Consider the following 25,177-nt stretch of genomic DNA (forward strand, 5'->3'; position numbering starts at 1 on the left):
GTACAGGAGGTGACCATGAAATCGGGAACCCGGACAGCGACACTCCTAGCCGCTGCGATGATCGTCGGCTGTACGACTTCATCAAGCCAGACAGTGACTGTTCCCTTGAACGCTACACCACGCAACGGCGGTCAGATCGCCAATGCAACGCTGGCCGTTCAGGGCAATGAGACAGCGTTTTCCTTTGTCGTCAGTGGAGTTCCAAGCGGCACCCTTCGGCCCTTGAATCTCTACACCTTTATCAACAAAGGCAGCTGCGAGCGCCCCGGGACTGTCGCCTATGCAATGAATGACCGGATCAACACCAATCGCATTTCTGCAACGCGCGGCTGGACCTATTCACGAAGTGCGCCAGTGACGCTGGCAGAGCTGCTTTCTGGTGGATATTACTTAGTAATAAGGACCACTCCGGCCGATGGCAACGTGGATATTTTCTGTGGGGATATCAAGCCCGAAACAAGGTGAAATGACACCAGACCGATAACCGGCTTTATCTACAACAGCGTGAAGAACAGTGTGCGTTGCGGTATTTGAATATCCGATACCGCCCCATTGTTTTTGTGATTTTACGATGGCAAAACTGCTCCCTAGACTCCAGCCAATAACTAGGCAACGCCGCTCTCCTGGCGCCGCCATGACAATAAAGCCTGGAGGATGAACATGAGTGCGCCCCCGTCTCTGGATGACAAGTACGTCCAGCACACTGGAAAAGTTTTGCTCACCGGGATTCAGGCGCTGGTGCGTCTGCCGCTGATGCAGCGCCAACGCGATCTGGCCAATGGCTTGAATACCGCCGGTTTTATTTCCGGGTACCGTGGCTCGCCGCTGGGTGGTTTCGACCAGGCATTGTGGAAGGCGCGCGACTACCTCAAGGAACACCACACGGTGTTCCATCCAGGCATGAACGAAGACCTCGCTGCTACCTCAATCTGGGGTACGCAACAGGTCAATCTCTTCGAAGGCGCCACCTACGATGGCGTGTTTGGCATGTGGTACGGCAAGGGTCCGGGCGTCGATCGCTGCGGCGATGTGTTCCGCCACGCCAACGCCGCCGGCACCTCGAAATTTGGCGGCGTGCTGGCCATTGCCGGCGACGACCATGGCGCACGCTCCTCCTCGCTACCGCACCAGACCGAACACATTTTCAAAGCGGTGATGATGCCGGTGCTGGCGCCATCGGGGGTGCAGGAATACCTCGACTACGGCATGCATGGCTGGGCCATGTCGCGCTATTCCGGCTGCTGGGTCGCCCTCAAAGCGGTGGCCGATACCGTAGAGAGCGCGGCCGTCGTCGACATCGACATTCATCGCGTACAACCGATCATTCCCGATATCCCGCTGCCCGAAGGTGGCTTGAATATCCGTTGGCCGGACCCGCCCCTGGCACAGGAACAGCGCCTGCTGGAACACAAGCTATATGCTGCCCTCGCCTATGCACGGGCCAACCGCCTCGACCGTGTCGTGATGGACTCAGCGAAAGCGCGCATCGGCATCATCACGTCAGGCAAATCGTACCTCGACGTTTGCCAGGCACTGAAAATCCTCGGCATCGACGAAACACTCGCCCAGCAGATTGGCCTGCGGGTCTACAAGGTCGGCATGGTTTGGCCGCTGGAGGCTGAAGGCGTCCGGCAGTTCGCCGAGGGCCTGGAAGAAATCGTGGTGGTGGAAGAAAAACGCCACATGATCGAGTACCAGTTGAAGGAAGAACTCTACAACTGGCGCGAGGATGTGCGCCCGCGCATCGTCGGCAAGTTTGACGACAAGGGTGAGTGGAGCCTGCCGCACACGGGTTGGTTGCTACCCGCCATCAACGACCTGACCCCGGCTATGATCGCCCGGGCGCTGGCCAAACGCATTTTGCGCCTGCATCAAAGTGGCCCGCTGCAAGTGCGCCTGGCGGTGCTGGATGCGCAATTGGCGAGCAAAGACCAGTTCAGTAACCTGATGGAACGCGTGCCCCACTACTGTTCCGGTTGCCCGCACAACACCTCGACCAAAGTCCCGCAGGGCAGTCGCGCATTGGCCGGCATCGGCTGCCATTACATGGCCGCCTGGATCTACCCGCAGACCCAGACGTTCAGTCAGATGGGGGGCGAAGGCGTGGCGTGGATCGGCCAGGCACCGTTTACCACTACTCAACATGTGTTCGCCAACCTCGGTGACGGAACCTATTTCCACTCCGGCATTCTCGCGATTCGGGCTGCCATCGCGGCCAAGGTGCAGATCACCTACAAGATTCTCTACAACGACGCCGTGGCCATGACCGGCGGCCAACCAGTGGACGGCAGCCTCAGCGTGGCGCAAATCAGCCGGCAACTCGTTGCAGAAGGCGTGCAGCGTGTGGTGGTGGTCAGCGAAGATGTCGAGAAGTATCAGCACATCCATGATCTGGCAGACGGCGTGCCGGTGCTGCGTCGCGACCAGATGGACGAAGTGCAGGAACAGCTGCGCCAGTTCCAGGGCGTATCCGCAATCATCTATGACCAGACCTGCGCTGCGGAAAAGCGTCGGCGTCGCAAGCGCGGCAAGTTTCCGGATCCGGCACGCCGTGTCGTAATCAATGAAGCAGTGTGTGAAGGCTGTGGCGATTGCAGCAGCAAATCCAACTGTATGTCGGTGGTGGCGGTGGAAACCGAGTTCGGCCGCAAGCGTGAAATCGACCAGTCCTCTTGCAACAAAGACTTCACGTGTCTCAACGGTTTTTGCCCGAGTTTTGTCACGGTCGAAGGTGGCACCTTGCGCAAACCCAAGGCCTTGGCGGCCGCGAAGGATGACGTGTGGGATTTGCCGACGCCCGCGACCGTCGCGCTGGATGAGCCTTACAGCATCCTGATCACTGGCGTGGGCGGTACGGGCGTGGTGACCATCGGTGCCCTGCTGGGGATGGCGGCGTTCATCGAAGGTAAAGGCACGCTCAATCTGGACATGGCCGGCATGGCGCAAAAAGGCGGCGCGGTGTGGTCGCACATCCGCATCGCCGCGCACCAGGAACAATTGTTTGCACCGCGGATTGCCGAGGGTGAAGCGGGCTTGCTGCTGGGTTGCGACCTGGTGGTCAGTGCCAACACCGAAACCTTGTCCAAGCTGCGTCACGGCGTCACCCATGCCGTGGTCAACAGCGAGGAAAGCATTACCAGCGCTTTTGTGCGCACCTTCGCCCAGCAAGCGGAAAGTGGTGATTTGCTCAAACACCCGGACCCGAAATTCCAGACCCAGAGCATGTCGGCACAAATTGTCGAAGCAGTGGGCTCCGACCAGGCGGACTTTGTCGACGCCAGCAAAATTGCCACGGCGTTGTTGGGTGATTCGATAGCCACGAACACCTTCATGCTCGGCTATGCCTACCAGAAAGGCTGGTTGCCGGTGGGTAAAGCGGCGCTGCTACAGGCCATCGAACTGAACGGCACCGCGGTGCCCTTCAACCTCTCGGCCTTTGACTGGGGCCGGTGCAGCGCCCATGACTTGCCACGGGTTTTACGCAAACTGGAAGCCGGCAAGGTGCAAAGCCCGGACCGCTTACTGTCGCAAAGCCTGGAAGAAACGCTGGCACGGCGCATGGAGTTTCTCACTGCGTACCAGAACTACGCCTATGCCCAACGCTACCGGTTTCGTGTCGAGCAATTCATCAAGGCGGAAACCGCACTGTTCGGACAACCCGGCAAGCTGTCGGCGAGTGTCGCCCGATATTACTTCAAAGTGCTGGCGATCAAGGATGAATACGAAGTGGCGCGCCTGTTTACCGATGGACAATTCCTGGAAAAAATCCAGGCCGGCTTCGAGGGCGACTACCGCCTGCGCTTCCACCTGGCACCACCGCTGCTGAACGATAACGGCTCCGGTCGCGAACCGAAAAAACGCAGCTTCGGCCCGTGGATGCTGCAAGGCTTCAAGCTGCTGGCCAGGCTCAAGTTCCTGCGTAATACCTGGCTTGATCCGTTCGGTCGTACCCATGAACGCAAGGTGGAACGCAACTGGCTGGCCAGTTACGAACGCGTCCTCGATGAAGTACTCACTGGCTTGACGGCCGACAAGCTGAGCCTTGCTCAGGAGTTGGCGGAGTTGCCAGACAGCGTTCGCGGTTATGGTCCGGTGAAAGAGCGTTTCCTCGGCCACGCCGAAAAGCGCCAGGCGCAATTGCTTGAGCAATGGCGTAATGGTCCGAGTGTCACGTTTCACGATGCCAGCCAGGTCACCGGCAAAATCGCCATCACTCAACTGTAAATATCCCGGCCCTGGGCCAGGTGCCAGGACCCGGGTTGCATGCGATGCCGCCCGGGAAGTTGGCTAAAACAATAAGGTCGACCCATGAACGAAGAGCTGGCCAGAAACTACCGGGAGATTCTTCACGGAGTGGGCGAAGATCCAGAGCGAGAAGGCTTGCTGGACACGCCAAAACGCGCGGCGAAAGCCATGCAGTACCTGTGTCATGGCTATCAGCAAAGCCTCGAACAGATCGTCAACGGCGCGTTGTTTGAATCGGACAACGATGAGATGGTCATCGTCCGTGACATCGAACTGTACTCACTCTGCGAACACCACCTCCTGCCGTTTATTGGCAAGGCCCATGTCGCCTATATTCCCACTGGTAAGGTGCTGGGGCTGTCGAAAGTGGCCCGCATTGTCGATATGTTCGCTCGCCGTTTGCAGATTCAGGAAAACCTGACACGGCAGATTGCCGACGCGATTTCCCTAGTGACCGATGCCGCCGGAGTGGCGGTAGTGATCGAGGCAAAACACATGTGCATGATGATGCGCGGTGTGGAGAAGCAGAACTCGGTGATGAGCACCTCGGTAATGCTCGGCGCGTTCCGCGAGTCGTACAACACCCGCCAGGAGTTTTTGCAGTTGATCCGCGGTCGCTAGGAGAGGCGCCAGGCGCCCCACCTTCAACTCAACTGAGCATCAGCATGCCGCCATCAATCATCAACGTTTGCCCGGTGACAAATCGCGAACCGTCTCCGGCAAGAAATACCAGCACAGGCGCCAGATCCCGGGCCGGTTCACCCAGCTGTCCGCCGATGGGCACTTGCCTTGTCATGTAGGCATCGTGCTGCTGCAATTGCTCGGTGCTCATGCTCGCGCGAGTCGCCTCGTACATCGGCGTCCACATCGCCGGGGCGATAGCGTTGACGGTAATGCCCAAGGGGCCCCATTCCCGCGCCACCGTGCGCGTCCACGCCAGCACCGCCCCCTTGCTGGCCGCGTAATGGGCTTTGCCGGGCTGTCCGATGACGCCTGCCGCAGAGGCGAAGTTGATGATCCGCCCACCGCTGCCCTTCAGCAGCTCATAGGCCGCGCGGTTGGTCAGGAATGTGCCACGGGTATTCACCGCAAAGACTTTTTCCCACTCGTCCAGCGTGATGCTGTCGGCACTGGCATTCGGCGCGATACCCGCAGCATGTACCAGCACATCCAGACCATTGAGCCGTTCGTTGGCCCAGGCGAAAGCGGCATCCACGGATTGGCTGTCAGCGATATCGCAGACTCGTGTATGCGCCCACCCGCCACCGTCCCCCGTCATCAAGGCGGCTTCGCCCAGGTCGAGGCTGACGACATAGGCTCCCTCCTCCACAAATGCTTTGACCACTGCCGCGCCGATACCCCTGGCGCCTCCCGTGACGATGATTCGTTTACCGGCCAGTTGCATGGGCTTTCCCTCTGGTTATCAGGCGGTTTGATCGATGCGCTGCAACGCCGTAGCGAATAGATGCAACGCTGAGGCGTGGTGTTTTTCACCCGTGACCATCGAGGCTTTACCCGCACACGCACGGGCGTAACTGACTTCGAGAAAGATGCCGAGTTTGAAACCCGCCAACACCAGGTACCAGGTGAAGTCCGCCAACGAGCGCGAGCTGCCGGCGTGGTAATGGGCGACCAGTTCGTCGCTGCTGCAAAAGCCGTCCCAGGGATGCACTTCGATGGTGCCGGCACCACGACCGTCGGCACAGGGCCAGGTGACCACCAGCCAGGCAAGGTCGAGCAACGGATCACCGATGGTCGCCAGCTCCCAATCGACGACCGCGGCCAACTCCCCGCAGTCATGCCGGAACATGACGTTGGACAGGTGAAAGTCGCCATGTTGAATACCGGCCTCAAACTGCTGCGGGCAATGATCGCTCAGCCAATTGGCCAAACGTGCAAGTCCCGGCAGGCTGCTCGCCCCCGGCCAACCGGGGTAGTCTTTGACGCTGTCCAAGTGTGCCAGCCAGCGTGAGACCTGACGCTGATGAAAACCGTCCGGGCGGCCAAAGTCCGCCAGCCCCACCGCCTGGTAGTCAATGTCGCCCAGACGCAATAGCGCATCCACCATGGCAAAGCCCATGCGCCTGCGCAGCGCCGGCCGTTCAGCATGGGGTGCTGGCAATCCTGCGGCGCTATTGGGGTTGAAGCCCTGCACTGGTTCCATTAAATAAAAACTGGAGCCCAGAACGGCCTGGTCAGTACAGTCGGCGATCAAACCGGCATGGGGCACTTGCGATCCGGCCAATACCTTGAGCAGGCGCGCTTCACGGACGATGGTTTTACCGCCGACTTCGCGCAGTTCCAGGGAAGGCCGGCGCAACACGAATTCACGCACGCCTCGCCGAAAGCGCAGCAGCAGATTCTGCGTGCCGCCGGCTAAACGTACCGCAGCCTTGATCGGGCCACTTTCCAGGTCTTGGGTGTCCATCCAGTCGGCCAGGCGCTCGAGGTCGACCAGATCCTGCCAATCGTTCATACGTCGCGCTCGCCGAGACTGGCCAGCACGCCGGCGTATTTTTCCCGGGCGCGGGCCGCGGCGGTGGGCCGATGGTAATCGGGGAACAACTCGTCGCAGGGCTGATAGTCGCGCAGCAGCTGTTTGGCCACCGTGACTTTGTGCACTTCGGTGGGCCCGTCGGCCAGCCCCATCTGGAAGGAGCGGACGATGTACCCGGTAAACGGCATTTCTTCGCATACCCCTAACGAGCCATGTACATGCAGGGCGCGCGCGGCGATGTCATGCAACACCTTGGGCATGGCGGCTTTCACCGCAGCGATGTCCTTGCGCACCCGCTTGTAGTCCTGATACTGATCGATGCGCCACGCCGTACGCATCACCAGCAAGCGAAACTGCTCCAGTTCGATCCACGAATCGGCAATTTTTTCCTGGACCATCTGCTTGTCCGCCAGGCGGCTGCCCTGGGTACTACGCGACAGGGATCGTTCACAGAGTGCATCAAGGGCTTTTTGCGCCTGGCCGATCACCCGCATGGCATGGTGCACGCGGCCACCACCGAGCCGCACCTGAGCCACGACAAATGCCTGGCCGGGCGCACCGAGCATGTCGCCCGCAGGCACTCGCACCTTGTCGAATGACAGGTAAGCATGGGTGGCGGCGGGGTCATCGGCGATACCGACGTTACGGATAATGCTCACCCCGGGCGCGTCAGCGGCGACGATGAACATCGACATGCCTTCATACACCGATACGCTTTTATCAGTGACCGCCATCACGATATAGAACGCTGCGTAGCGGGCATTGGAGGCGAACCATTTTTCGCCGTTCAGCAGCCAGTCATCGCCATCGCGCACCGCTTCGGTGGTGAACACGGCAGGATCCGCGCCACCTTGCGGCTCGGTCATGGCGAAGCAGGACACGATATCGCCATCGAGCAACGGTTGCAGGTAGCGCTGCTTCTGCGCCGGGGTGCCGTAATGGGCGAGGATTTCCCCGTTGCCTGAATCGGGGGCCTGGCAGCCAAACACAATCGGGCCGAACAGCGAGCGGCCGAGAATTTCATTGATCAATGCCAGGCGCACCTGGCCATACCCTGCCCCGCCCAGTTCCGGGCCCAGGTGACACGCCCACAACTTGCGAGCCTTCACCTGCGCTTGCAGCGGTTTGACCAGTTGCTTGAACAACGGATCGTGGATATTCCACGGGCTGCCCAGCACATGATCGAGGGGCTCGACTTCCTCCCGTACAAACTGCTCGATCCAATCCAGTTCCGCCTGTATCTCGGGGTCGGTCTGAAAGTCCCAGGCCATGGTGTGTCTCCTAGCAAATAGCGATCAGGCCAGCAGCATGCCGCCGTCGACCAACAGGGTTTGGCCGAGCACATAGCTGGCCAGCGGCGAGGCAAGGAACAGGGCCACGTTGGCCATGTCCTGGGGCGTGCCCAAGCGCCCTTGAGGAATGGCGCGCAATGCGCCTTCGAGGCGCTTGGGGTTGCTGGTGGTCACCCGCGTCAGCTTGGTTTCCACCAAACCGGGGGCAATGCCATTCACCCGGATGCCGTCACGTGCCCAGGCTTCGGCCAGGGTGCGAGTCAGTCCGAAAGCACCGGTTTTCGAGGCGTTGTAGGCCGGGTTGCCACGCGTGGAGTGGAAGGCGGCAGCGGAGCTGACAGTGATCATCGAACCCTTGGCCTGCATCAGCAGTGGGTGAAATTTCTGCGCGCACACCATCAGGCTGGTGAGGTTGACGTCGAGTACTCGCTTGAAACCCTCGGTGAGAAATTCCTGACGGTCGTAGAGCACCGTGCCTTGTGCCTGCACCAACACATCCAGGCGGGTGAATGGCACACAGACCCCTTCGATCAATGCCGCATCCGCGACGTCTACCTGGGCGTAATGCAGGCCTTCAAGATTAGAGTCAGGTGAGTCGTTATAGGCCGCCGCCGAGGCACGCGTACCCCAGACATGCACCTCGGCACCGCGCTGGCGAAAGTTCTGCGCAATGCCATTGCCGATGCCACTGGACCCGCCAACTACCAGCACGGTTTTACCGCTGAAATCCAACTCGTACATGGGTATTCCTTGTGCTTGTCGAAAAATCCTGTCGGGCAATAGGCCCACCGTTACAGCGCCACCAGGCCAACCGAGGCCAATCGTTCGAGCTCGCTGCCGGTAAAGCCGAGGCCTTCCAGAACTTGCCGGGTATGTTGGCCGAGGGCGGGTGGCGGACGCTGCAGCGATAACGGCAAGTTGCCGAAGTCCCAGAACGCGCCGATCTGTTGCAGGTCACCGTAAACAGCATGTGAGTAATGAGCGTGCAGACCCGCTTCGGCGTGTTCGGGGCTGTCGAGAAAGGCATCCATCTGCGCTTCCAGCACTGCCTGTGCAGGAACCTGCGCTGCGACCAATGAGGCGAGCGCCGCTTGCCGGGTCTGATCGGCAAACCAGGTTTCGGGCTGATCATCCACCAGCCTCTCGAAACGTTGCACCTCATCCGGTTGCAGCGCTGCCACCACCAGCCAGGAATCGCTACACCGATACAAACGATGGGCATCACTCAGACCGGTCTGTTGCGCGTCCAAATGATCGATTGGTGTGAGGCTGCCGTCTTCCAGCACCACCGCTTCGCTCATCGACAGCATCGTGGCGCCCAGCAATGACGAGCTGACCATTTGTCCGACGCCACTGCGGTTGCGCTCATACAACCCCAGGAGCAAGGCGTAGAGCGAGGACAGACCGGCAAAAAAATCACCCACGCCGAAGCGCAGCCACATGGGCGCCTGGCCCTCACCGCCCTGCTCGACTTCCCAGCCGCAAGAGGCCTGCATCAGTTGGTCAAAGCCCGGCCAATCCGTGCGCGGTCCGGTCGGTCCGTAGGCACTGACATGGCAATACACCAGCTGCGGGTTGAGCGCTTTGAGGCTCTCGTAGTCGACCTTGAGCTTGCGTGCGGCGGGAAGCCGCATGTTGTGGTGTACCACATCGGCCCAACGTGCCAACGCCTCTACGGCGGGCTCGGTCTGCCGATCGCCCAACTGCAACGCGACGCCCAATTTGCCACGCTGGGTACCGCTGAAAATCCGCTCCAGGCGGCGCATGGCATCGCCCTTGGGCGCCTCGATTTTAATGACTTCTGCCCCCAGGTCCGCCAGCAACATGCAGGCAAACGGCCCGGCCAGATAGGCGCCCAGATCCAGTACTTTCAGACCGTGCAGCGGAGGCAAGGGCGCCGGACTCGACCTGGGCAGTTGCGAAGGGATCACAGCATCGGCGCCAGACAGTCCGGCGTTCCCCTCACCTGCCAGAGGTGCGCTACCGCCAACTCGTGCGGGTGGCTGCACCTGCCAGGCAGGGCCTGGTTGCAGTGTTTTGCCCAACTGCACATCGTCGACTTCAACCACATAGCCATTCAGGCGTGCTTGTTCGTCGAAGTAGATATCGCCAAATGGAGCGGCAATTTGCGCAGCAACGTCGTGCTGCCAGAAATGCTCGACCCATTCCTGTGCCGACCGTGTGGCAATGATCGCCTTGTTGGCGCCGAAGTTTGGCGCCACATGGCTCGATGGCCACAGCGCGTTCAAGCGAGCCACTTCGGTTTCGCCGAACTCACTGAGTGCCGCGGCCATCCAAGGGGATTTGTCCGGCGAATAATGCACATGCAACCAGCGGCCATCAGCGCACTGGTGCAATGGAATTGGAATGTGTTTATCCAGACCTTTGGCAAAGGCCGGGGTCGGTGTTTGTGCGCGGTTCCAATGCATGGTCATTGGCACCAAGGCTGCCTGAGCCAAACTCGTATGAGCGATGCCGCCGCAGCCGTCACGGTCGCGCGCCAGTAACCGCGCCATCACCCCGACCACACACAGCCAGCTGGCCAGCCAATTGGCAAATGGCATGCGTACGAACACCGGGCCGGGGCGATGCGCCGGCTGTTCGTCCAACAGGCCCAGGCGCGCCAGGATAAGCGTTTCCCGGGGAATGGAATTCGCCAGTGCATGCCGATGGGGCCAGCCGCTGATCGCTGAGATAACCAATCGAGGGAAGTCTGCAGTGAGCTGCGCGTCTGCCAGACCATGGGCCTGCGCTACCGCGGGGGTGAAGTCATGCAGCAGCACATCGGCGCTGGCTAGCAACGAGTTCAGTTGCTGGCGATCTGCGGCATTTTCCAGGCAGAGGATGACACTTCGTTTGCCACGGTTAAGCACAGCAAACAGCGCCTGTTTCTCTCTGGCACGGTTGGCGGGTGGCTCGATCATCACCACTTCGGCACCCGCTTCGCAAAGATGCATGCCAGCGGCAGATCCGGCAATGCCGGAACACAGACTGATGACGCGAATTCCTTCGAGGATTGCCTGGCTCATTCAGCACCTGTCTTCTTCTGCGCTTAGCGTTTTGCAGCAGAGCTGCAGAACGAATCCATGGCGTTACCCTAAGCGATCGGCGATAAATTCCATAGATAGATTAGTATTCCGAATATAGAATCATAAGCATGAATATGAACAATAAATAACAATTCGTCTAAATATCACTAAAAGCCGATTAAGGGCGTTGCGATGATCCTGCGCATGGACCACTTCACCATCGTCTCCGACCAACTGGAGGCGACACGAAATTTCTATGTTGGAGTACTCGGGTTGGTGGAGGGGCCACGCCCGCCCTTCCCGGTTCCCGGATTCTGGCTGTACACCCAGGAACAACCAGTTCTGCATGTGGTGGGCGTATCACAAATGCCGGAGCCGCGACGTGGCGTGCTTGACCATATGGCGTTTCATGCCCAGGGCTTGCAGAGGATGTGGAAACACCTGAGTGAGCACGGCGTGCGATTCAAAGTGATCCGTGCGCCCGGCGCCGAGCGCACGTGGCAGCTGTTCATCCAGGACCCCAATGGGGTTGAAGTGGAGTTGGATTTCGACGCCAGCGAAGTGCCGCCCGCCGACTGGAAAGAACGCCGGGGTGGCTAAATCAATCCGGCATAGCTGCCGCCGTCGATCTGCAAATTTTGCCCGGTGATATAGCCGGCTTGCGCCGAACAGAGAAATGCGCAGGCCGCTGCCAGTTCGCTCGGCTGGCCAAATCGTCGTGCGGCTATCGGCTTGAGCATTTCCACCCGTGCTTGCTCAAAACTGAGCTGGCGAAGTTCCGCCAGTTGCTCGGTCATAAAGCGCAGACGGTCCGTCTCAATGCGCTCCGGCAGCAGATTGTTGATCGTCACATTGTCCCGCACCACCTCGACCGACAGAGCTTTGCAAAAAGCGGTCAGCCCCGCACGCGCCGCCGTGGACAAACCCAATGGCAACCGGGGCGACTTAACCATCGCCGAGGTGATATTGACGATACGGCCGAAACCTCGCGCACGCATACCAACGACCACCGCCTGAATCAGCAGGATACCCGAGAGCATGTTGGCCTCAATGGCCGCCAGCCAGGCAGCATGATCCCAATCCTCCGGACGACCCGGCTCTGGCCCGCCGTTGTTGGTCACCAGAATATCCATCACCGGACAGGCAGCCAGCAGCGCCTGTCGCCCGGCGGCGGTGGACAGGTCGGCCACCACGGTGCGCGGCAGCCGGCCGGTGCTGCGCAAGATGTCCTGCGCAGTGTGTTCCAGGCTCTCGGCATCGCGGCCGTTGATCAGCACCTCACAGCCCTCCTGCGCCAATGCCAGCGCACAGGCTTTGCCAAGTCCCCGAGAGGATGCGCACACCAGAGCAATACGTCCGCCAATACCCAGATCCATTGCAGCACTCCTCGTACATTGGTGTCAGTCGTTCATGCCGAGCAAGGCCGTGATGTCGCGCCCGGGTTCAGCATCGCCGCCGTAGGTGAATTGGCCAGCGCGCTGGCGTTCGGCCAACTGCTCCATCTGGTAGCGATAACGGGTACCCGGCGTATCGAAGCGCGAGTGCAGGTCGCGACGTGGGTCGACCTCGAAATAACGTTGGTTCTGCGGGCGCACCACCGAGTTGTCCTGGGGCTGGATGATGTAGTTGATGCGCGGCATCACATAACGAAAAGGTGCGGGTGCAGCGGTGGTGTTGAAGGTGACGTCACACCGCGAGCGATGCTTGCCCACCGGCAGGAAGGGTTGCAGGTTGGGCACGTCGTAACCGGGGCGAAAGCGCGGATAGGAGATGCATACGTTGCTGCGTAGATGAATGTGCAGCACGGCGCGAAAATCCTGATACCTGGCGCGCACGCCGCCGACCCAGCGCATGATCGGCGCCACTGACTTTTGCGCCACGGTACGGGTGCGAGTCACGGTCTCGGAGGTCCATTGCACTTCCACCACGTCCGACTCGCTTACACCGTCGCCAATGGTATTGGCATGCAGGAAATCGGCATGGGTCAGATCAATCAGGTTTTCCACCGACAGCGCCGAGGTCGCATCAAACCGCACGGTTCGCTGGGTGTAACCGGGAAGACTGCCATCCTGGGGTAGAAACGGAATATGCGGGAGCAACTGCATGTCGGCAGCGTCCGGATTACCGTACCAGACCCAGATGTACCCGTAGCGCTCAACCAGCGGATAAAAGCCCCGTCCCCCGGTAAACGCTGTGAGTGTCAGCTCTTTATGGGGGAAATGCGGGTGAAACTCGGCCGCCACCGCACGCCCGTTGTCGCGCCACAGGTAATAGGGCTGAGCATGAATGATCCGGCGAATGGGCCGGGTACCCAGGTCGCGGCTATGGGACACCGGGAACCAGGTGTCACGCAGGTCGTAGTTGATTGGCGTCCAGTCACCCCGAACTTTGCCAGGGATCGTATCGGTGGAGGAAGGCACGGCATGCATGGTGGGAGCTCCTGTGCTCAGACGACTGCGCTGACGGGAATCAGGGTCGGTTGGCGCAACTCACGCAGTTCGCGGGATGAGGTTTGCAACAAGGCCGCGACGGCTGTGCCGTCGATCCGGCTGTTCACCTGGAACGGCGCCTGTTTGCGCAGGCGGGCCAGACGCCAACGCAGGGGTGCCCTGAGGTGTACGTGCTCATGCACAAAACCACGCCAGCACAAACTGGTTGTGCCACGACGGTTGGCACCGGTGGCGATCATCAGCGTCACCAGCGGCAATTCATCTTCGCTCAGCAAATCCACTCGAACAGTACCGCCGTTAAAGGGGACCGCGGTGCGCACGATCAAGGGGTAATCCACCACAAACTGCGAAGGCAGGATTTGTGTGGTCCATACCGCACCTCGCTCCAGAACCACCCGCCCCTGCTCGCTGCGCAGATCGCCAAGGAAAAAATCGGTGAGGCGCACATGGGCAAACCCGAGCAAGCATTCCGGGCCGTCGAGCATCGCGTCCAGGTACTGGTCGTGACTCATGTTGACGATGGTGGAACCGGTAAATTCGCGTCCGCCCGGTTGGTAGTCGCTGCTGGGCAATTGCCCTTGCGGTGCCCCTTCACCCAACCACACATGGACAAAACCATTCGCCTCGCTGACCGCAAAGGCACGCGCGGCATAACGTGCAGGCACACGCTCATCGGTATGCAGGTTGGGGATCTGCGTACAGCCACCACTGGCGCCATCAAAGGTCCAGCCGTGATAACCGCACTGCAGACCGGACTCGACGACTCGCCCCAAAGCCAGCGGCACCCGCCGATGTGGGCAACGGTCTTCCAGGGCAAAGGCCTGGCCGGCTGCGTTTCGGAACAGGACCAGTTCCTCGCCGGCAAAGGCCACGGCCAATGGCACTTGATCTTTCACGGCCTCGCAAAGCGCCATGGCCCACCAGCCAGGGGTCATCATCGGGCTGCCTCTTTGTTATTGGTCTTGGGCAAATGCGTTGAACGCAGTCAGCGCTAACGGTAGTGCTTCGCGGCAGAGAGAGCAAACACAAATAAACAGTATTTTGTTTTCTGTTGAAATTATTTACAGCCAACGAAAACCGCAAGATGTGGCCACAACCCTCTACGAACCTTGGTTCAATAGACACATTGCCGCTCTTTAGGCCACCTACAAATGGACATTTCTTCTATTAGTGATCATGTTCTAATGGAAAATAGCTAGCGAGCAATCCATAAGCCTGATTACCATTAGCTTGCTCATTAACTCCAAGGTGCGCTGACGATGACCCAATCCACCCTCGGCTTTGTCCTCCATGACGTTGCGCGCGAGGTGAAACATGGCTGAGCCGACATTGCAGCGCCCTGCCGTGCACGCCGAAGCCCGACCGCTCGAGCCCGTGGAAAAACCCCGGATGCAGGCGCCCGAGGCTTCCGCCCTTGATGGCGATGCTCAAGAACCGAATGACACGGCGCGCCAACGCTGGCGCATCGGTCTGTTTTTGCTGGCACCGATCAGTGTCGTGGCCTGCGCCGCCTGGTATGTGTTGGGTGGCCAGGTCGTGAGTACCGACAACGCTTATATCCAGGCCGAGCGGGTGGGAGTTTCAACCGATGTCGCCGGGATCGTCGCGGCCATTGAAGTCAGTGACAACCAGACCGTGAGCAAAGGCCAGGTCTTGTTCCGCCTCAAGCCCGAGCCGTTTGAAATCGCCGTGGCCAGCGCCAGGGCGCAGCTGGAGAACGCGCGCAACCAGATCCTCTACCTCAAGGCGAGCTACAACCAATCTCTGGCCGAAATCGCCCAGGCTGAAGCCAAATTGCCGTTTTACCAGACCAATCTGCAACGGCTGGAAAAGCTGGTCAGCGTTGCCGCCGTCTCAAGGACTATCTACGACGACGCCCACCAGGACCTCGACAATACCCGTCAGCAAGTATCGGTCGCCAAGGCCCAGGCTGCCGCGGCGTTGGCCCAACTGGGTGGGCGCCTGGACAGACCACTTGAGCAGCATCCTTCCTACTTGCAGGCGCTGGCGGCCCTGAATGAAGCCGAACGCAACCTGCGAAACTCCGTGGTCATCGCCCCGTTCGACGGCGTCGTCACCAACGTTGACTCGCTGCAAGTGGGCGCGTATCTGCAACCACCCCAATCGGGCTTCAGCCTGGTCTCCAGCGAGCGACTGTGGGTCGCGGCGTCCCCGAAAGAAACCGAGCTGACCAACGCCCGGATTGGCCAGGGCGTCACCATCGAGGTAGACACTTATCCGGGTATCACCTGGCATGGCACCGTGGAAAGCATCAGCCCGGCCTCCAGTTCGAGCTTCTCCCTGCTGCCGGCCCAGAACACCACGGGCAACTGGGTGAAAGTCGTGCAGCGCATTCCGGTACGCATCCATATCGACGATGCTGTCGGCAAACCGGCGCTGCGCCATGGCATGAGCGCCGTGGTAGATATCGACACCGGCACCGCACGAGGCCTGCCCAAGCCACTGGCAAACCTGCTCGCACGCCATCATGAATGACGTGTCCGGACCGCTGCCGCCCTCGCCGCTGCGGGTACTGATCACACTGTGCGTGGTGCTGGCGGTGGTCATGCAGGCGCTGGACACCACCATCGCCAACGTCGCACTGCCCTTTATGCAGGGCAGCGTATCGGCCAGCGCCGATCAGATTAACTGGGTGCTGACTTCCTACATCGTCGCCACAGCCATCATGACGCCGCCCTCGGCATTCCTTGCCCGACGCTTCGGTCGCAAGCGCGTATTGCTGTGGTCGATCTTCGGTTTTGTATTGGCCTCGGTGCTCTGTGGCATCGCCCGCTCCCTGGAAGAAATCATCCTGTTCCGCCTGCTGCAAGGGGTGGCCGGGGCGGCATTGGTGCCCTTATCGCAAGGCATTCTGCTGGATATTTACCCGCAGAAAGACCGAGGGTCGGCAGTGGCCCTGTTCGGGGTATCGGTCATGGTCGGCCCGGTATTAGGTCCGATGCTCGGCGGCTGGCTGACGGAACACCTCAGCTGGCGCTGGGTGTTCTTCATCAACCTGCCTATCGGGTTGCTGGCCTTTATCGGCATGACCCGCTTCATACGGGAAACCCCGGCCGACAAGACTGCACGCCTGGACTGGCTGGGCTTTGGCTCGCTCAGCGTGGCGATCATGTCGATTCAATTGTTCCTCGACCGCGGCGAACAACTGGGCTGGTTCGACTCCGGGGAAATCATCCTGGAAGCGCTGGTGGCCGCCGTCGCTTCGTACATCTTCATTGTCCACACCTTCACTCATGACAAGCCCTTTATCAGCCTGAAGCTGTTCAAAGATCGCAATTACTCGGTGGCGGTGGTGTTTATCTTTATCATTGGCATCACCTACCTGGCCTCGCTGGCACTGATGACACCCTACCTGCAAACCCTGATGGGGTACCCGGTGCTCACCGCCGGCATGGTCATGGGGCCACGCGGACTGGGGACGATGCTCAGCATGTTCCTTGCCGGGAAGATCATCGGCAAAGTGGATATTCGCTGGATACTGTTTTGCGGTTTGTTGCTGTCCGCCTGGTCGATGTACATGATGACCGGCTGGACGCCGGCCGTGTCCATCGACACCATCATCTACGTCGGCTTTATTCAGGGCGCGAGCCTGGGTCTGTTGTTCGTCCCGCTGACCACCATCGCCTTTACCACCCTGCCCCCGCATTTGCGAGGCGAAGCCACGGGCCTGTACAACCTGTCACGCAACGTCGGTTCGAGCGTTGGCATCTCGATCGTTACGGTGCTGCTGGCGCAAAACACCCAGATAAACCATGCCGAAATCGGTGCATACGTGACGCCGTTCAACCGCCTGTTCGATGCCTGGCCTGTCAACCATCAGCTCAATCCATTGACCGCCAGCGGGCGTGCAGCACTGGATGGCTTGATCACTGTGCAGGCCAGCTGGGTGGCTTACCTGGATGACTTCAAGCTGCTGATGTGGTTATCCATCGGCGTCATACCGCTGCTGCTGATATTCAGGACGGCGAAGTCTCAAGCGAATCAGGCCTCGTAGCGAAAACGTCCCACCGCCACATTCAGCTCATCGGAAAGCTCGCGCAAAGACACCACGGCTCCGGATACCTGATGGGTGATCGCATCACCCTCGCCGGCCATGCGTGCGATGTGCTCGACGTTGGCCACGATGCCTCGCCCACCCTCGCTCTGCACGCTTACCGCATCGGCGATCCGGTCAACCCCGCGCGTAGAGTCACCCACCAGTTCCGTTGCCTGCTGCAGGGTGCTTTCCAACTCACTCAGCAGCCGGCCGCTTTCTTCCAATGCCACAGTGCCCGCGCTCAATGCCTGGTCGACGATCCCGGACTGGCTCTCCAGCTTCAACGTCAGCTGGTTGATCGAGTTGGCCGCCAGCGCAGAGCGTTGTGCCAGGTTACGCACTTCGTCGGCCACCACGCTGAAGCCGCGCCCCCTCTCTCCGGCACGCGCCGCTTCGATGGCCGCATTGAGCGCCAGCATGCCCGTCTGCGCGGAGAGGTCCTTGACCTGACCGATGCTGGCGGTAATCGCTGTCGTACTTTCGACAAAATCGCCCACCGAGCCGCGGATCGCGGAGAAGGCATGGCGCACGCTGTCGATTTTCTCAAGCAGTCGCGATAAGGCCAAGTGTCCATCCTGCGCACCGCGCAAACTGGCTTCGGCGCAGCTGCGCAGGCTTTCAGCATGACTGGAGATTGCCGCAATACCGTCGCTCATCTGCTCGATGGTCATCGACACCGCGCCCACCGCACCGGCCTGCGCCGTAGAGCTTTGCGCCACCCGCGCCGAAGCGCCCACCAGCTCCTCTGCCGAGGCGCCGACCGATGCCGCGACTCCGGCAACCTGGCGCATGGCCTGCTGGAAGCTATCGATGAGTTCGTTGAATGCTTGAGCCGTATGGGCAATCTCGTCTCGACCCATGACCCGCACGCGTCGGGTCAGGTCGCCATCGCGCAACTCGATCGACGCCCTCTCGATTTCCCGGATGGGCCGGATGATTTGCGCACGCAACAAAAGACTGACTAACACAGCCATTAAGCTGCCACCCAGCAGCACCGCCACGAGCATCCGTGAGACCTGCTGTTGTGTTGCGCCCGCCTCAGCGAAGGCGCCAGAGGTCAGCTCGGCTTGTAGACCCAACAGCCGGTTGAATTGACCTTGCAAGCCATTGTTGTCGGCACGCACCCGACCCAGCAGCGAGGCAGCCTGTATCTGGTCGCTCAAAGCAGTGCGCTTGAATTCGGCAAGCCCCTCGCCGACCACTGCGGCCTGCTCCTGCACCGCTTGATAGAGCGCTCTCTCCTCTTTGCCCAAGCGAGTTTCACGGGCCACTTTGTCCAGCCCGGCACGCATGTCGTCGACACTGGCCTGCATATCCTCAAGATATGACTCAAGGTCCTCCGCAGAAGCTTGACCACTGGATTCAAGGATGCGCGCGCCTGTGGCATAGGCGCCGACCATCGCCGCCTGCGAGGCGGCCGAGGTTTCTAACACTTGCCGATACTGCTGGAAACGCAACTGGTCGATTTCCTCGATTACCGCTTGTTGCTTGGCCAGCCCGCGATAGGCCAGACCCGAGACAACCAGAAGAGCGAGCACAAATAACCCGGGCAGCACGAGGAGCTTGGCGCCGATTGAGAAGCCTTTCAGAAATGGCATGTTGGTTACCGTTTTTGTTTTTATAGAGCATGACTAGGCAGGCAGTTTATCCTGCATTATTCTTTATACAGTATTTAATTCTATTATCAGAACGATATTGAAGGTTTGATGTCCCGCCATAGCGCCTTGCCTCCGCCCTGCAACTAACGCCTGGCGTAACCAAAGCCAGCCAACCAGCACTGGAACGAACAGCCCAGGTAAGCAGCGGCATTGCAAAGACCAAGGTCAGGTTCGATACCGCCCCCCACAGAATCGCCAGCGCCTTGATTAATTCCGCCGCCAGTACCGATGAATGCCGCAGCCCTGCGGCCTCATCGAGCCCGCGGCGACCTGCTCAGCCGTAAGCGAACGTCCATGTGAGGCTTTCAGCAAGTACTTACCTATTCAGGCGAGGGGAAGTTTTTCAATGAAGGCCGTGAATTCCGTTAAATGCGGAGTCACCGGGCAAGCAGGGAGGAACCCGCACCCTTCACGTAACGAAAAAATCGACGCTGACTGGTGTCCCCAATTGCAGACAAGTTTTTGAATGGCGCGGCCGAGGTACTGTGCTCAACAGGTGAGCCAACATCGAAGGATCGAAGTCGAAGGTCAGAAACCGAGATGAGCGAGGCAGTAAGGTTAGGACCGGATGTGAATACTTAATATGCAGTGGTCCATGCCCACTTCAGAGGAACAACTGCAAGTAATTTTGTGGGGGTAAAAAGAACAAAAATAAAAAAGGGTCGCGAGATAAAATCTCGCAACCCCTTGAATTATATGGTCGGGACGGAGTGATTCGAACACTCGACCCCTAGCACCCCATTCAGTTAAGCACTAGATATCCTTGGTTCGCACTAACCTCCTATAGAATTCTAAAACCCAGTAAAACAAGGGCTTTTAGAGCTTCACTCTTCCAACGACTGCTATCCTGACCTACACTTAGCTGACAGATCAGTGGGAGTAAATGTGGGAGTATATTTTTCAGGAGGTTGATTATGGCCAAACTCACCGCCAAAGAATTGGAAGCACTTACCGAGCGAGATGTCGGCATCGTCATACGCGACGAAGGCAGCCTCTCTGGCAGAGTCTCACTCCGCAAAAAAGGCGTCGCCATCCCCTTTTACTTCCAGTTTCGCTGGGAAGGGATTTACACCCGCTTCTCGTGCGGTACCTGGCCAAATAAGTCGTTGACTGAAATCCGCAAGGAGCGCAACGAAGCGCGGGACCTTGTAGCCAAAGGGATCAATCCAAACGAGAACAAGCGCGCATGGAAGGTCAGACAAAAAGCGGAACTGGCGGCACAACTCGCGGAGGCCGATCGGCAAAAGTCTAAGGAGCTAATGTTGCCGCTGACCGAAAACTGACCCAGTAAAGGCTGTTCTGCCGACTGAAAACTGACCCAGGTGTTCAACTGCTTCTGCTCACTTTCCGAGCAGGAGAACACAGGGTGATCAGCATGGAAATGTTGGGAAAAATCCGGCGGATGTACTTCCGCGACAAGCTCTCGCTGCACCAGATAGCCAAGCGTACCGGGCTGTCGAGAAACACCATCCGAAAATGGGTCAGAGCGCCCGAAGCCACTCAGCCGGCGTACCAGCGGTGCGCGACCTTCAACAAACTCAGCCCATTCCACGACACGCTGGAACAGGCGCTGAAAGCCGATTCGTTTCGGGCAAAGCACAATCGCAGAAGCGCCAAAGCACTTTTCGAGCAGATCAAGGCCGAGGGTTATGACGGCGGCTACAGCCAGCTCACAGCGTTTGTACGCTCGTGGCGAGGTGAGCAAGGCAAGTCTTTACGCGCTTTTGTACCGCTGACGTTTGCGCTCGGTGAAGCCTTTCAATTTGACTGGAGCGAAGAAGGGCTGCTGATCGGCGGCCTGTTTCGACGCATCCAGGTCTCCCACATGAAGCTGTGTGCCAGTCGCGCATTCTGGTTGGTTGCGTACCCCAGCCAAGGTCACGAGATGCTATTCGATGCCCATACACGCTCGTTCGGAGCGTTAGGTGGCGTGCCGCGTCGCGGCATCTACGACAACATGAAAACGGCTGTCGACAAGGTCAACAAAGGCAAGGGCCGCACGGTCAATGCCCGGTTTTCCGTGATGTGTGCGCACTACCTGTTCGATCCGGATTTCTGCAACGTAGCCTCTGGCTGGGAAAAGGGCATCGTTGAAAAGAACGTTCAAGACAGTCGACGGCGCATCTGGATCGACGCTCAAAACTGCATGTTCCACACCTTCGAAGAACTGAATGCCTGGCTCGGCCAACGCTGCCGGTCGCTCTGGAGCGAGCTGCCGCATCCGCATTACAGCGGGCTAACGGTGGCAGAGGTCTTGGAACTGGAGCGAGTTGAAATGATGCCGATGCCGACGGCCTTTGATGGCTACGTCGAGCGTACCTTGCGGGTCTCCAGCACCTGCCTGATCAGTGTGGCGCGAAATCGCTATTCGGTGCCTTGTGAGCGAGTCGGCCAGTGGGTCAGCAGCCGTCTGTATCCTTCTCGGATCGTGGTCATCGCCGACGAAACGGTGATCGCCAGCCACGAGCGCCTCTTTGATCGAGATCAGGTCAGTTTTGACTGGCAGCATTACATCCCACTCATCGAACGCAAGCCGGGTGCACTGCGCAATGGCGCACCGTTTGCCGATCTGCCCAAGCCGTTACAACTTCTCAAACGGGGCCTAAGACGTCACAGCAACGGTGATCGAATCATGACGCAGGTGCTCGCTGCCGTGCCCATCGCCGGTCTCGACCCGGTGCTGGTAGCGGTAGAACTGGTGCTTGAGTCGGGAAGTCTGAGCGCCGATCACATCTTAAATGTTCTCGCCCGGCTCACCGCTACTGCACCACCGCCTTCCGTAGAAACCAGCCTGCAACTCAAGGTGGCTCCCGTTGCCAACACGGCCCGATATGACCAACTCCGTACAACAGATGAGGAGAGCCGCAATGCGTGACTTGATGGCAGAACTTAAAGAACTGCGTCTGCATGGCATGGCGCAGGCTTGGGAAGAACTGGCGGCCCAGGGAGAAGCTTCGACGGCATCCTCGAAATGGCTGCTTGAGCATCTGCTCCAACAGGAGCAGGCAGATCGCGCCGTGCGCTCTGTGAATCATCAGATGAACATGGCAAAGCTCCCCATGCACCGTGATTTAGCTGGCTTTGACTTCAGCGCTTCCAGCGCTGATGCCCGTCTGGTCAAGGAATTATCCAGCCTTGAGTTTACGGAGACTGCGCAAAATGTCGTGTTCATCGGTGGGCCTGGAACCGGAAAAACACACCTGGCCAGTGCCTTGGCCGTGTCCGGAATCACCACTCATAACAAACGAGTACGGTTCTTCTCCACGGTCGATCTCGTCAACCTGCTGGAGCGTGAAAAGTACGATGGTAAGGCAGGCCGAATCGCCCAGGGACTGCTTCGAACAGACCTGGTGATACTCGATGAGCTTGGGTATTTGCCCTTCAGTCAGAGCGGTGGCGCGCTGTTATTTCACCTGCTTTCAAAACTGTACGAGCACACCAGCGTGGTCATCACCACCAACCTCAGCTTCTCGGAATGGTCGAGTGTGTTTGGCGACGCCAAGATGACCACTGCGTTGCTGGATCGGCTGACACACCACTGCCACATCGTCGAAACGGGCAACGAGTCCTACCGCCTGCAACACAGCACCTTGGCCGCCCAGACAAAGATCAAATCGCGTGAACGAAAGCGCAAGGACGAAGATGGTATCGAGGACGATGAACCGTTTTGATCTGCACCATAAACACCCTGCCGCATGCCTGCATGCGGTGGGGCCCGATGCGACTTCAACCAGAACACTACTGCTAAGCTTATCCACAATTGCTGGGTGAAAAATCAGCAATCCGCCCTGGGTCAATTTTCAATCGGCAGGGTGGGTCAGTTTTCAATCAGCGCCAACAGAGCTAACGCTGCTGGACCTCGCGGGTGAATGGCTTCGCGATGGTGTGGCGCGCAAGGATGGTAATGCCGAACTACGGAGAAAATTCGCGAAAGACCTTTACCCCACCCTTGGCTCAAAAATCATCAGTTCAATTAGTGAGCATGACCTGCGGAACCTGGTGCGGTTCGTAATGGCACGCGGCGCTACTCGTCAGGCCATCAGTCTTTTTTCGGATATCGTTCAGATGTTCGGATGGGCCCAGAAACGCCAACCATGGCGAACATTGCTGATTGACGGAAACCCATCAGACTTAGTCGAAATCAACAAGCTTGTACCCAGTGACTACCAGGAGGAGCGAACTCGGATCCTCTCCTCTATCGAACTTCAAGAATTATACCAACGCTTTCAAAAAATGACTGCGGACTATGCAGCACTACCTGCCGGCGAAAAGTACGATGGGATTCGCCCACTCAAGCCAGAGTCCGAACTTGCGCTTTGGATTTGTTTGGGAACGTTATGCCGGATTGGTGAACTGCTTCAGGCCGAATGGAAAAACGTTGATTTGGAAAATGGTGTCTGGTTTATTCCCGTGGCAAATGTCAAAGGTAGCCGGGGAAAAAAGCAGGACCACCACGTGTTCCTATCTCCGTTTGCGATCCACTATTTCAGCAAGCTTCGGCTGCTCACAGGAAACTCTCAATGGTGCTTTCCCGCAAAGCATCATGATGGTCATGTCGATCTCAAGGTCGTCAGCAAACAGGTGGGAGACCGCCAATCACGCTTCAAAAATCGCAAGCCGCTTTCACGTCGCCGACATGATGACACCCTGGTGCTGTCCGGTGGTGCCAATGGGGAGTGGACACCCCATGACTTGAGACGAACGGGTGCAACGATGATGCAAGCCTGGGGCATAAGCCTTGACGTGATAGACCGGTGCCAGAACCACGTGCTGGCAGGTTCCCGGGTCCGCCGTCACTACTTACACCATGATTATGCCGAAGAGAAAAAAGAAGCTTGGAACCTGCTGGGCGAGAAGCTCACCGACTTCATGACCGGCCAGGACGGTCTGGAGGGGCTAGGTAGAGGCAACTCAAATGGGCACAAAGCCCCCATGACGACGCCTACCTCGACCACCGGAAAATTGAACCCGAATTAATCAACATCTGAACGGCAATAGTCGTCCGTCGACCGTAAGCTCTTATTTTTCCACACGGGGTGAGCTATGAATCACACAACAAAGCTTGACGGGCAGTATCCAGAGAGACTGACGGATCTTGAGCCCTGGCACCAGGACGATGCCCTGGGCCCCCAAAAACGTTGCGTGAGCATTTTCCAGCACAGCACCTACGATGGGACACAGCATTGGAACGCCCTTATTTCGATCGGTATGGCAACGAATGAAGAAAAGTCTCCTCTTGTGAAGGAAATCGCTGCCGCGGGGTCTCCTCTAAACGACAATTACTTTATCGATGCCGAGAATCTGGAGCTTTGGATAAACAAGGAGCTCGCTGGACTTTGTCGGTACCGTAGCCATGGAAGTGAAGATCTGGACGGCGAATCCGAAACACAGGGACCGTTGAGGTTCTTGTTCTCACTCGACGCCGTATTCGTTCGCCCGCTTTATCATTCATTAGGTTTTGGCGAAATTTTGTCGGAACACCTAGCCGAGCAGTTAATGGCCGGGCTACTCACACAATTGGTCCGCATAAAATCACATGATGCTGGCGCGGACGTCGTTTTATTCGCGGACTTTGATTCCGTCGAAGGAGATCGTTTTTTTGAAAATCTGGCCGAATTGATCGAGCTGAAAATTGAAATCTCCTCCAATTCACTTGGTATACCGATCGCCTTCTCGACAGATTCAGGATATTAGGAAAGACGGTGCCATCGGGCCGTTGATGGATGGGAGCCACCCATTTCCTGGGATTACTTGAGGTGACTGAAGCGTGAGGCAAACCGATCAAGCACTCGGCAGAATTCCTGGACTCAATTTTGGACTTAAAAGTACTGGATGGTGCTGGACTTCAGTGATTCCCGCTGGAACAGAAAAAGAGGTCGAAGCCTCTTTTTTCAGTTTCTACAGACCTCAATAGAAGCCTGTAGATCAATAATTGGAGCGGGAAACGAG

Annotated in this window: 19 protein-coding genes and 1 pseudogene; 11 read left to right on the forward strand and 9 right to left on the reverse strand. The window is 58.6% G+C overall.

From position 1 onward, the window contains the following. Positions 1–15 precede the first annotated feature (15 nt). From H8F22_RS02995 to folE, 3 genes are all read left to right on the forward strand, one after another. Positions 16–465, forward strand: a complete 450-nt coding sequence (locus H8F22_RS02995; protein ID WP_082643857.1) for a hypothetical protein — start codon at positions 16–18, stop codon at positions 463–465. Between the two features lie 195 nt (positions 466–660). After that, positions 661–4,224: an indolepyruvate ferredoxin oxidoreductase family protein gene (locus H8F22_RS03000; protein WP_057005035.1), complete on the forward strand. Its 3,564-nt coding sequence runs from the start codon at positions 661–663 to the stop codon at positions 4,222–4,224. 84 nt (positions 4,225–4,308) lie between these two features. Then, positions 4,309–4,866: a GTP cyclohydrolase I FolE gene (gene folE / locus H8F22_RS03005; protein WP_057005034.1), complete on the forward strand. Its 558-nt coding sequence runs from the start codon at positions 4,309–4,311 to the stop codon at positions 4,864–4,866. A gap of 28 nt (positions 4,867–4,894) precedes the next feature. Here the strand turns inward: folE and H8F22_RS03010 are convergent, their stop codons facing one another. From H8F22_RS03010 to H8F22_RS03030, 5 genes are read right to left on the reverse strand one after another with little or no spacing between them, the layout of a single operon-like run. Next, positions 4,895–5,650: an SDR family NAD(P)-dependent oxidoreductase gene (locus tag H8F22_RS03010; RefSeq protein ID WP_126588869.1), complete on the reverse strand. Its 756-nt coding sequence runs from the start codon at positions 5,648–5,650 to the stop codon at positions 4,895–4,897. 18 nt (positions 5,651–5,668) lie between these two features. After that, complete coding sequence (locus H8F22_RS03015; protein WP_126588868.1) at positions 5,669–6,721, reverse strand: phosphotransferase family protein; 1,053 nt, start codon at positions 6,719–6,721, stop codon at positions 5,669–5,671. Continuing rightward, a complete protein-coding gene (locus H8F22_RS03020) occupies positions 6,718–8,013 on the reverse strand; it encodes an acyl-CoA dehydrogenase family protein (protein ID WP_057005031.1) in 1,296 nt (431 codons plus the stop codon). The genes H8F22_RS03015 and H8F22_RS03020 overlap by 4 nt, the downstream gene beginning before the upstream one ends. Positions 8,014–8,037: 24 nt before the next feature. Beyond that, on the reverse strand, positions 8,038–8,775 hold the full coding sequence (locus H8F22_RS03025; RefSeq protein WP_126588867.1) for an SDR family NAD(P)-dependent oxidoreductase: 738 nt from the start codon (positions 8,773–8,775) through the stop codon (positions 8,038–8,040). A gap of 50 nt (positions 8,776–8,825) precedes the next feature. Further along, complete coding sequence (locus H8F22_RS03030) at positions 8,826–11,063, reverse strand: CoA transferase (RefSeq protein WP_057005029.1); 2,238 nt, start codon at positions 11,061–11,063, stop codon at positions 8,826–8,828. 192 nt (positions 11,064–11,255) lie between these two features. Between H8F22_RS03030 and H8F22_RS03035 the strand changes: the two genes are divergently transcribed. Further along, positions 11,256–11,663 (forward strand): VOC family protein, encoded by a 408-nt coding sequence (locus H8F22_RS03035; protein WP_057005028.1) that lies wholly within the window; start codon positions 11,256–11,258, stop codon positions 11,661–11,663. On the opposite strand, the gene H8F22_RS03040 is transcribed toward H8F22_RS03035, so the two are convergent. From H8F22_RS03040 to H8F22_RS03050, 3 genes are read right to left on the reverse strand one after another with little or no spacing between them, the layout of a single operon-like run. Further along, positions 11,660–12,439, reverse strand: a complete 780-nt coding sequence (locus H8F22_RS03040) for an SDR family oxidoreductase (RefSeq protein WP_057005027.1) — start codon at positions 12,437–12,439, stop codon at positions 11,660–11,662. The two genes, H8F22_RS03035 and H8F22_RS03040, sit on opposite strands and share 4 nt — an antisense overlap. A 24-nt stretch (positions 12,440–12,463) precedes the next feature. Continuing rightward, complete coding sequence (locus H8F22_RS03045; RefSeq protein ID WP_057005026.1) at positions 12,464–13,492, reverse strand: aromatic ring-hydroxylating dioxygenase subunit alpha; 1,029 nt, start codon at positions 13,490–13,492, stop codon at positions 12,464–12,466. A 17-nt stretch (positions 13,493–13,509) separates the two neighbouring features. Then, positions 13,510–14,451 (reverse strand): Rieske 2Fe-2S domain-containing protein, encoded by a 942-nt coding sequence (locus tag H8F22_RS03050; protein WP_126588865.1) that lies wholly within the window; start codon positions 14,449–14,451, stop codon positions 13,510–13,512. Positions 14,452–14,827: 376 nt separating this feature from the next. Here H8F22_RS03050 and H8F22_RS03055 point away from each other — a divergent pair, with 376 nt between their 5' ends. Both H8F22_RS03055 and H8F22_RS03060 read left to right on the forward strand, forming a co-directional pair. Further along, positions 14,828–16,009 (forward strand): HlyD family secretion protein, encoded by a 1,182-nt coding sequence (locus tag H8F22_RS03055; protein ID WP_057005024.1) that lies wholly within the window; start codon positions 14,828–14,830, stop codon positions 16,007–16,009. Beyond that, positions 16,002–17,528, forward strand: a complete 1,527-nt coding sequence (locus tag H8F22_RS03060; RefSeq protein ID WP_057005023.1) for a DHA2 family efflux MFS transporter permease subunit — start codon at positions 16,002–16,004, stop codon at positions 17,526–17,528. Before H8F22_RS03055 ends, H8F22_RS03060 begins: the two co-directional genes overlap by 8 nt. On the opposite strand, the gene H8F22_RS03065 is transcribed toward H8F22_RS03060, so the two are convergent. After that, positions 17,516–19,168 carry a methyl-accepting chemotaxis protein gene (locus H8F22_RS03065; RefSeq protein WP_149417029.1) on the reverse strand — a complete coding sequence of 551 codons (1,653 nt, stop codon included), beginning with the start codon at positions 19,166–19,168 and terminating at the stop codon, positions 17,516–17,518. The two genes, H8F22_RS03060 and H8F22_RS03065, sit on opposite strands and share 13 nt — an antisense overlap. A 974-nt stretch (positions 19,169–20,142) precedes the next feature. Between H8F22_RS03065 and H8F22_RS03070 the strand changes: the two genes are divergently transcribed. The 5 genes and pseudogenes from H8F22_RS03070 (at position 20,143) to H8F22_RS03090 (ending at position 24,922) form a co-directional block, all read left to right on the forward strand. Next, positions 20,143–20,511, forward strand: coding sequence for an Arm DNA-binding domain-containing protein (locus H8F22_RS03070; RefSeq protein ID WP_228758654.1), 369 nt, complete (start codon positions 20,143–20,145; stop codon positions 20,509–20,511). Between the two features lie 92 nt (positions 20,512–20,603). Beyond that, positions 20,604–22,103: an IS21 family transposase gene (gene istA / locus H8F22_RS03075; RefSeq protein WP_194939964.1), complete on the forward strand. Its 1,500-nt coding sequence runs from the start codon at positions 20,604–20,606 to the stop codon at positions 22,101–22,103. Next, positions 22,096–22,899, forward strand: a complete 804-nt coding sequence (istB, locus tag H8F22_RS03080; RefSeq protein ID WP_130209155.1) for an IS21-like element helper ATPase IstB — start codon at positions 22,096–22,098, stop codon at positions 22,897–22,899. The genes istA and istB overlap by 8 nt, the downstream gene beginning before the upstream one ends. A gap of 172 nt (positions 22,900–23,071) precedes the next feature. Next, positions 23,072–24,205 (forward strand): annotated as a pseudogene (locus tag H8F22_RS03085) (tyrosine-type recombinase/integrase); the annotation flags it as partial. Positions 24,206–24,271: 66 nt separating this feature from the next. Beyond that, positions 24,272–24,922, forward strand: coding sequence for a hypothetical protein (locus H8F22_RS03090; RefSeq protein ID WP_194939750.1), 651 nt, complete (start codon positions 24,272–24,274; stop codon positions 24,920–24,922). Positions 24,923–25,177 lie beyond the last annotated feature (255 nt).

The organism is Pseudomonas mucoides (assembly GCF_015461845.1).
GTDB lineage: Bacteria > Pseudomonadota > Gammaproteobacteria > Pseudomonadales > Pseudomonadaceae > Aquipseudomonas > Aquipseudomonas mucoides.

Excerpts from the sequence above, each read along its gene's own strand:
- H8F22_RS02995 (WP_082643857.1), top strand. The coding sequence starts at position 16 with ATGAAATCGGGAACCCGGACAGCGACACTCCTAGCCGCTGCGATGATC.
- H8F22_RS03000 (WP_057005035.1), top strand. The coding sequence starts at position 661 with ATGAGTGCGCCCCCGTCTCTGGATGACAAGTACGTCCAGCACACTGGA.
- folE (WP_057005034.1), top strand. The coding sequence starts at position 4,309 with ATGAACGAAGAGCTGGCCAGAAACTACCGGGAGATTCTTCACGGAGTG.
- H8F22_RS03010 (WP_126588869.1), bottom strand. The coding sequence starts at position 5,650 with ATGCAACTGGCCGGTAAACGAATCATCGTCACGGGAGGCGCCAGGGGT.
- H8F22_RS03015 (WP_126588868.1), bottom strand. The coding sequence starts at position 6,721 with ATGAACGATTGGCAGGATCTGGTCGACCTCGAGCGCCTGGCCGACTGG.
- H8F22_RS03020 (WP_057005031.1), bottom strand. The coding sequence starts at position 8,013 with ATGGCCTGGGACTTTCAGACCGACCCCGAGATACAGGCGGAACTGGAT.
- H8F22_RS03025 (WP_126588867.1), bottom strand. The coding sequence starts at position 8,775 with ATGTACGAGTTGGATTTCAGCGGTAAAACCGTGCTGGTAGTTGGCGGG.
- H8F22_RS03030 (WP_057005029.1), bottom strand. The coding sequence starts at position 11,063 with ATGAGCCAGGCAATCCTCGAAGGAATTCGCGTCATCAGTCTGTGTTCC.
- H8F22_RS03035 (WP_057005028.1), top strand. The coding sequence starts at position 11,256 with ATGATCCTGCGCATGGACCACTTCACCATCGTCTCCGACCAACTGGAG.
- H8F22_RS03040 (WP_057005027.1), bottom strand. The coding sequence starts at position 12,439 with ATGGATCTGGGTATTGGCGGACGTATTGCTCTGGTGTGCGCATCCTCT.
- H8F22_RS03045 (WP_057005026.1), bottom strand. The coding sequence starts at position 13,492 with ATGCATGCCGTGCCTTCCTCCACCGATACGATCCCTGGCAAAGTTCGG.
- H8F22_RS03050 (WP_126588865.1), bottom strand. The coding sequence starts at position 14,451 with ATGATGACCCCTGGCTGGTGGGCCATGGCGCTTTGCGAGGCCGTGAAA.
- H8F22_RS03055 (WP_057005024.1), top strand. The coding sequence starts at position 14,828 with ATGGCTGAGCCGACATTGCAGCGCCCTGCCGTGCACGCCGAAGCCCGA.
- H8F22_RS03060 (WP_057005023.1), top strand. The coding sequence starts at position 16,002 with ATGAATGACGTGTCCGGACCGCTGCCGCCCTCGCCGCTGCGGGTACTG.
- H8F22_RS03065 (WP_149417029.1), bottom strand. The coding sequence starts at position 19,168 with ATGCCATTTCTGAAAGGCTTCTCAATCGGCGCCAAGCTCCTCGTGCTG.
- H8F22_RS03070 (WP_228758654.1), top strand. The coding sequence starts at position 20,143 with ATGGCCAAACTCACCGCCAAAGAATTGGAAGCACTTACCGAGCGAGAT.
- istA (WP_194939964.1), top strand. The coding sequence starts at position 20,604 with ATGGAAATGTTGGGAAAAATCCGGCGGATGTACTTCCGCGACAAGCTC.
- istB (WP_130209155.1), top strand. The coding sequence starts at position 22,096 with ATGCGTGACTTGATGGCAGAACTTAAAGAACTGCGTCTGCATGGCATG.
- H8F22_RS03090 (WP_194939750.1), top strand. The coding sequence starts at position 24,272 with ATGAATCACACAACAAAGCTTGACGGGCAGTATCCAGAGAGACTGACG.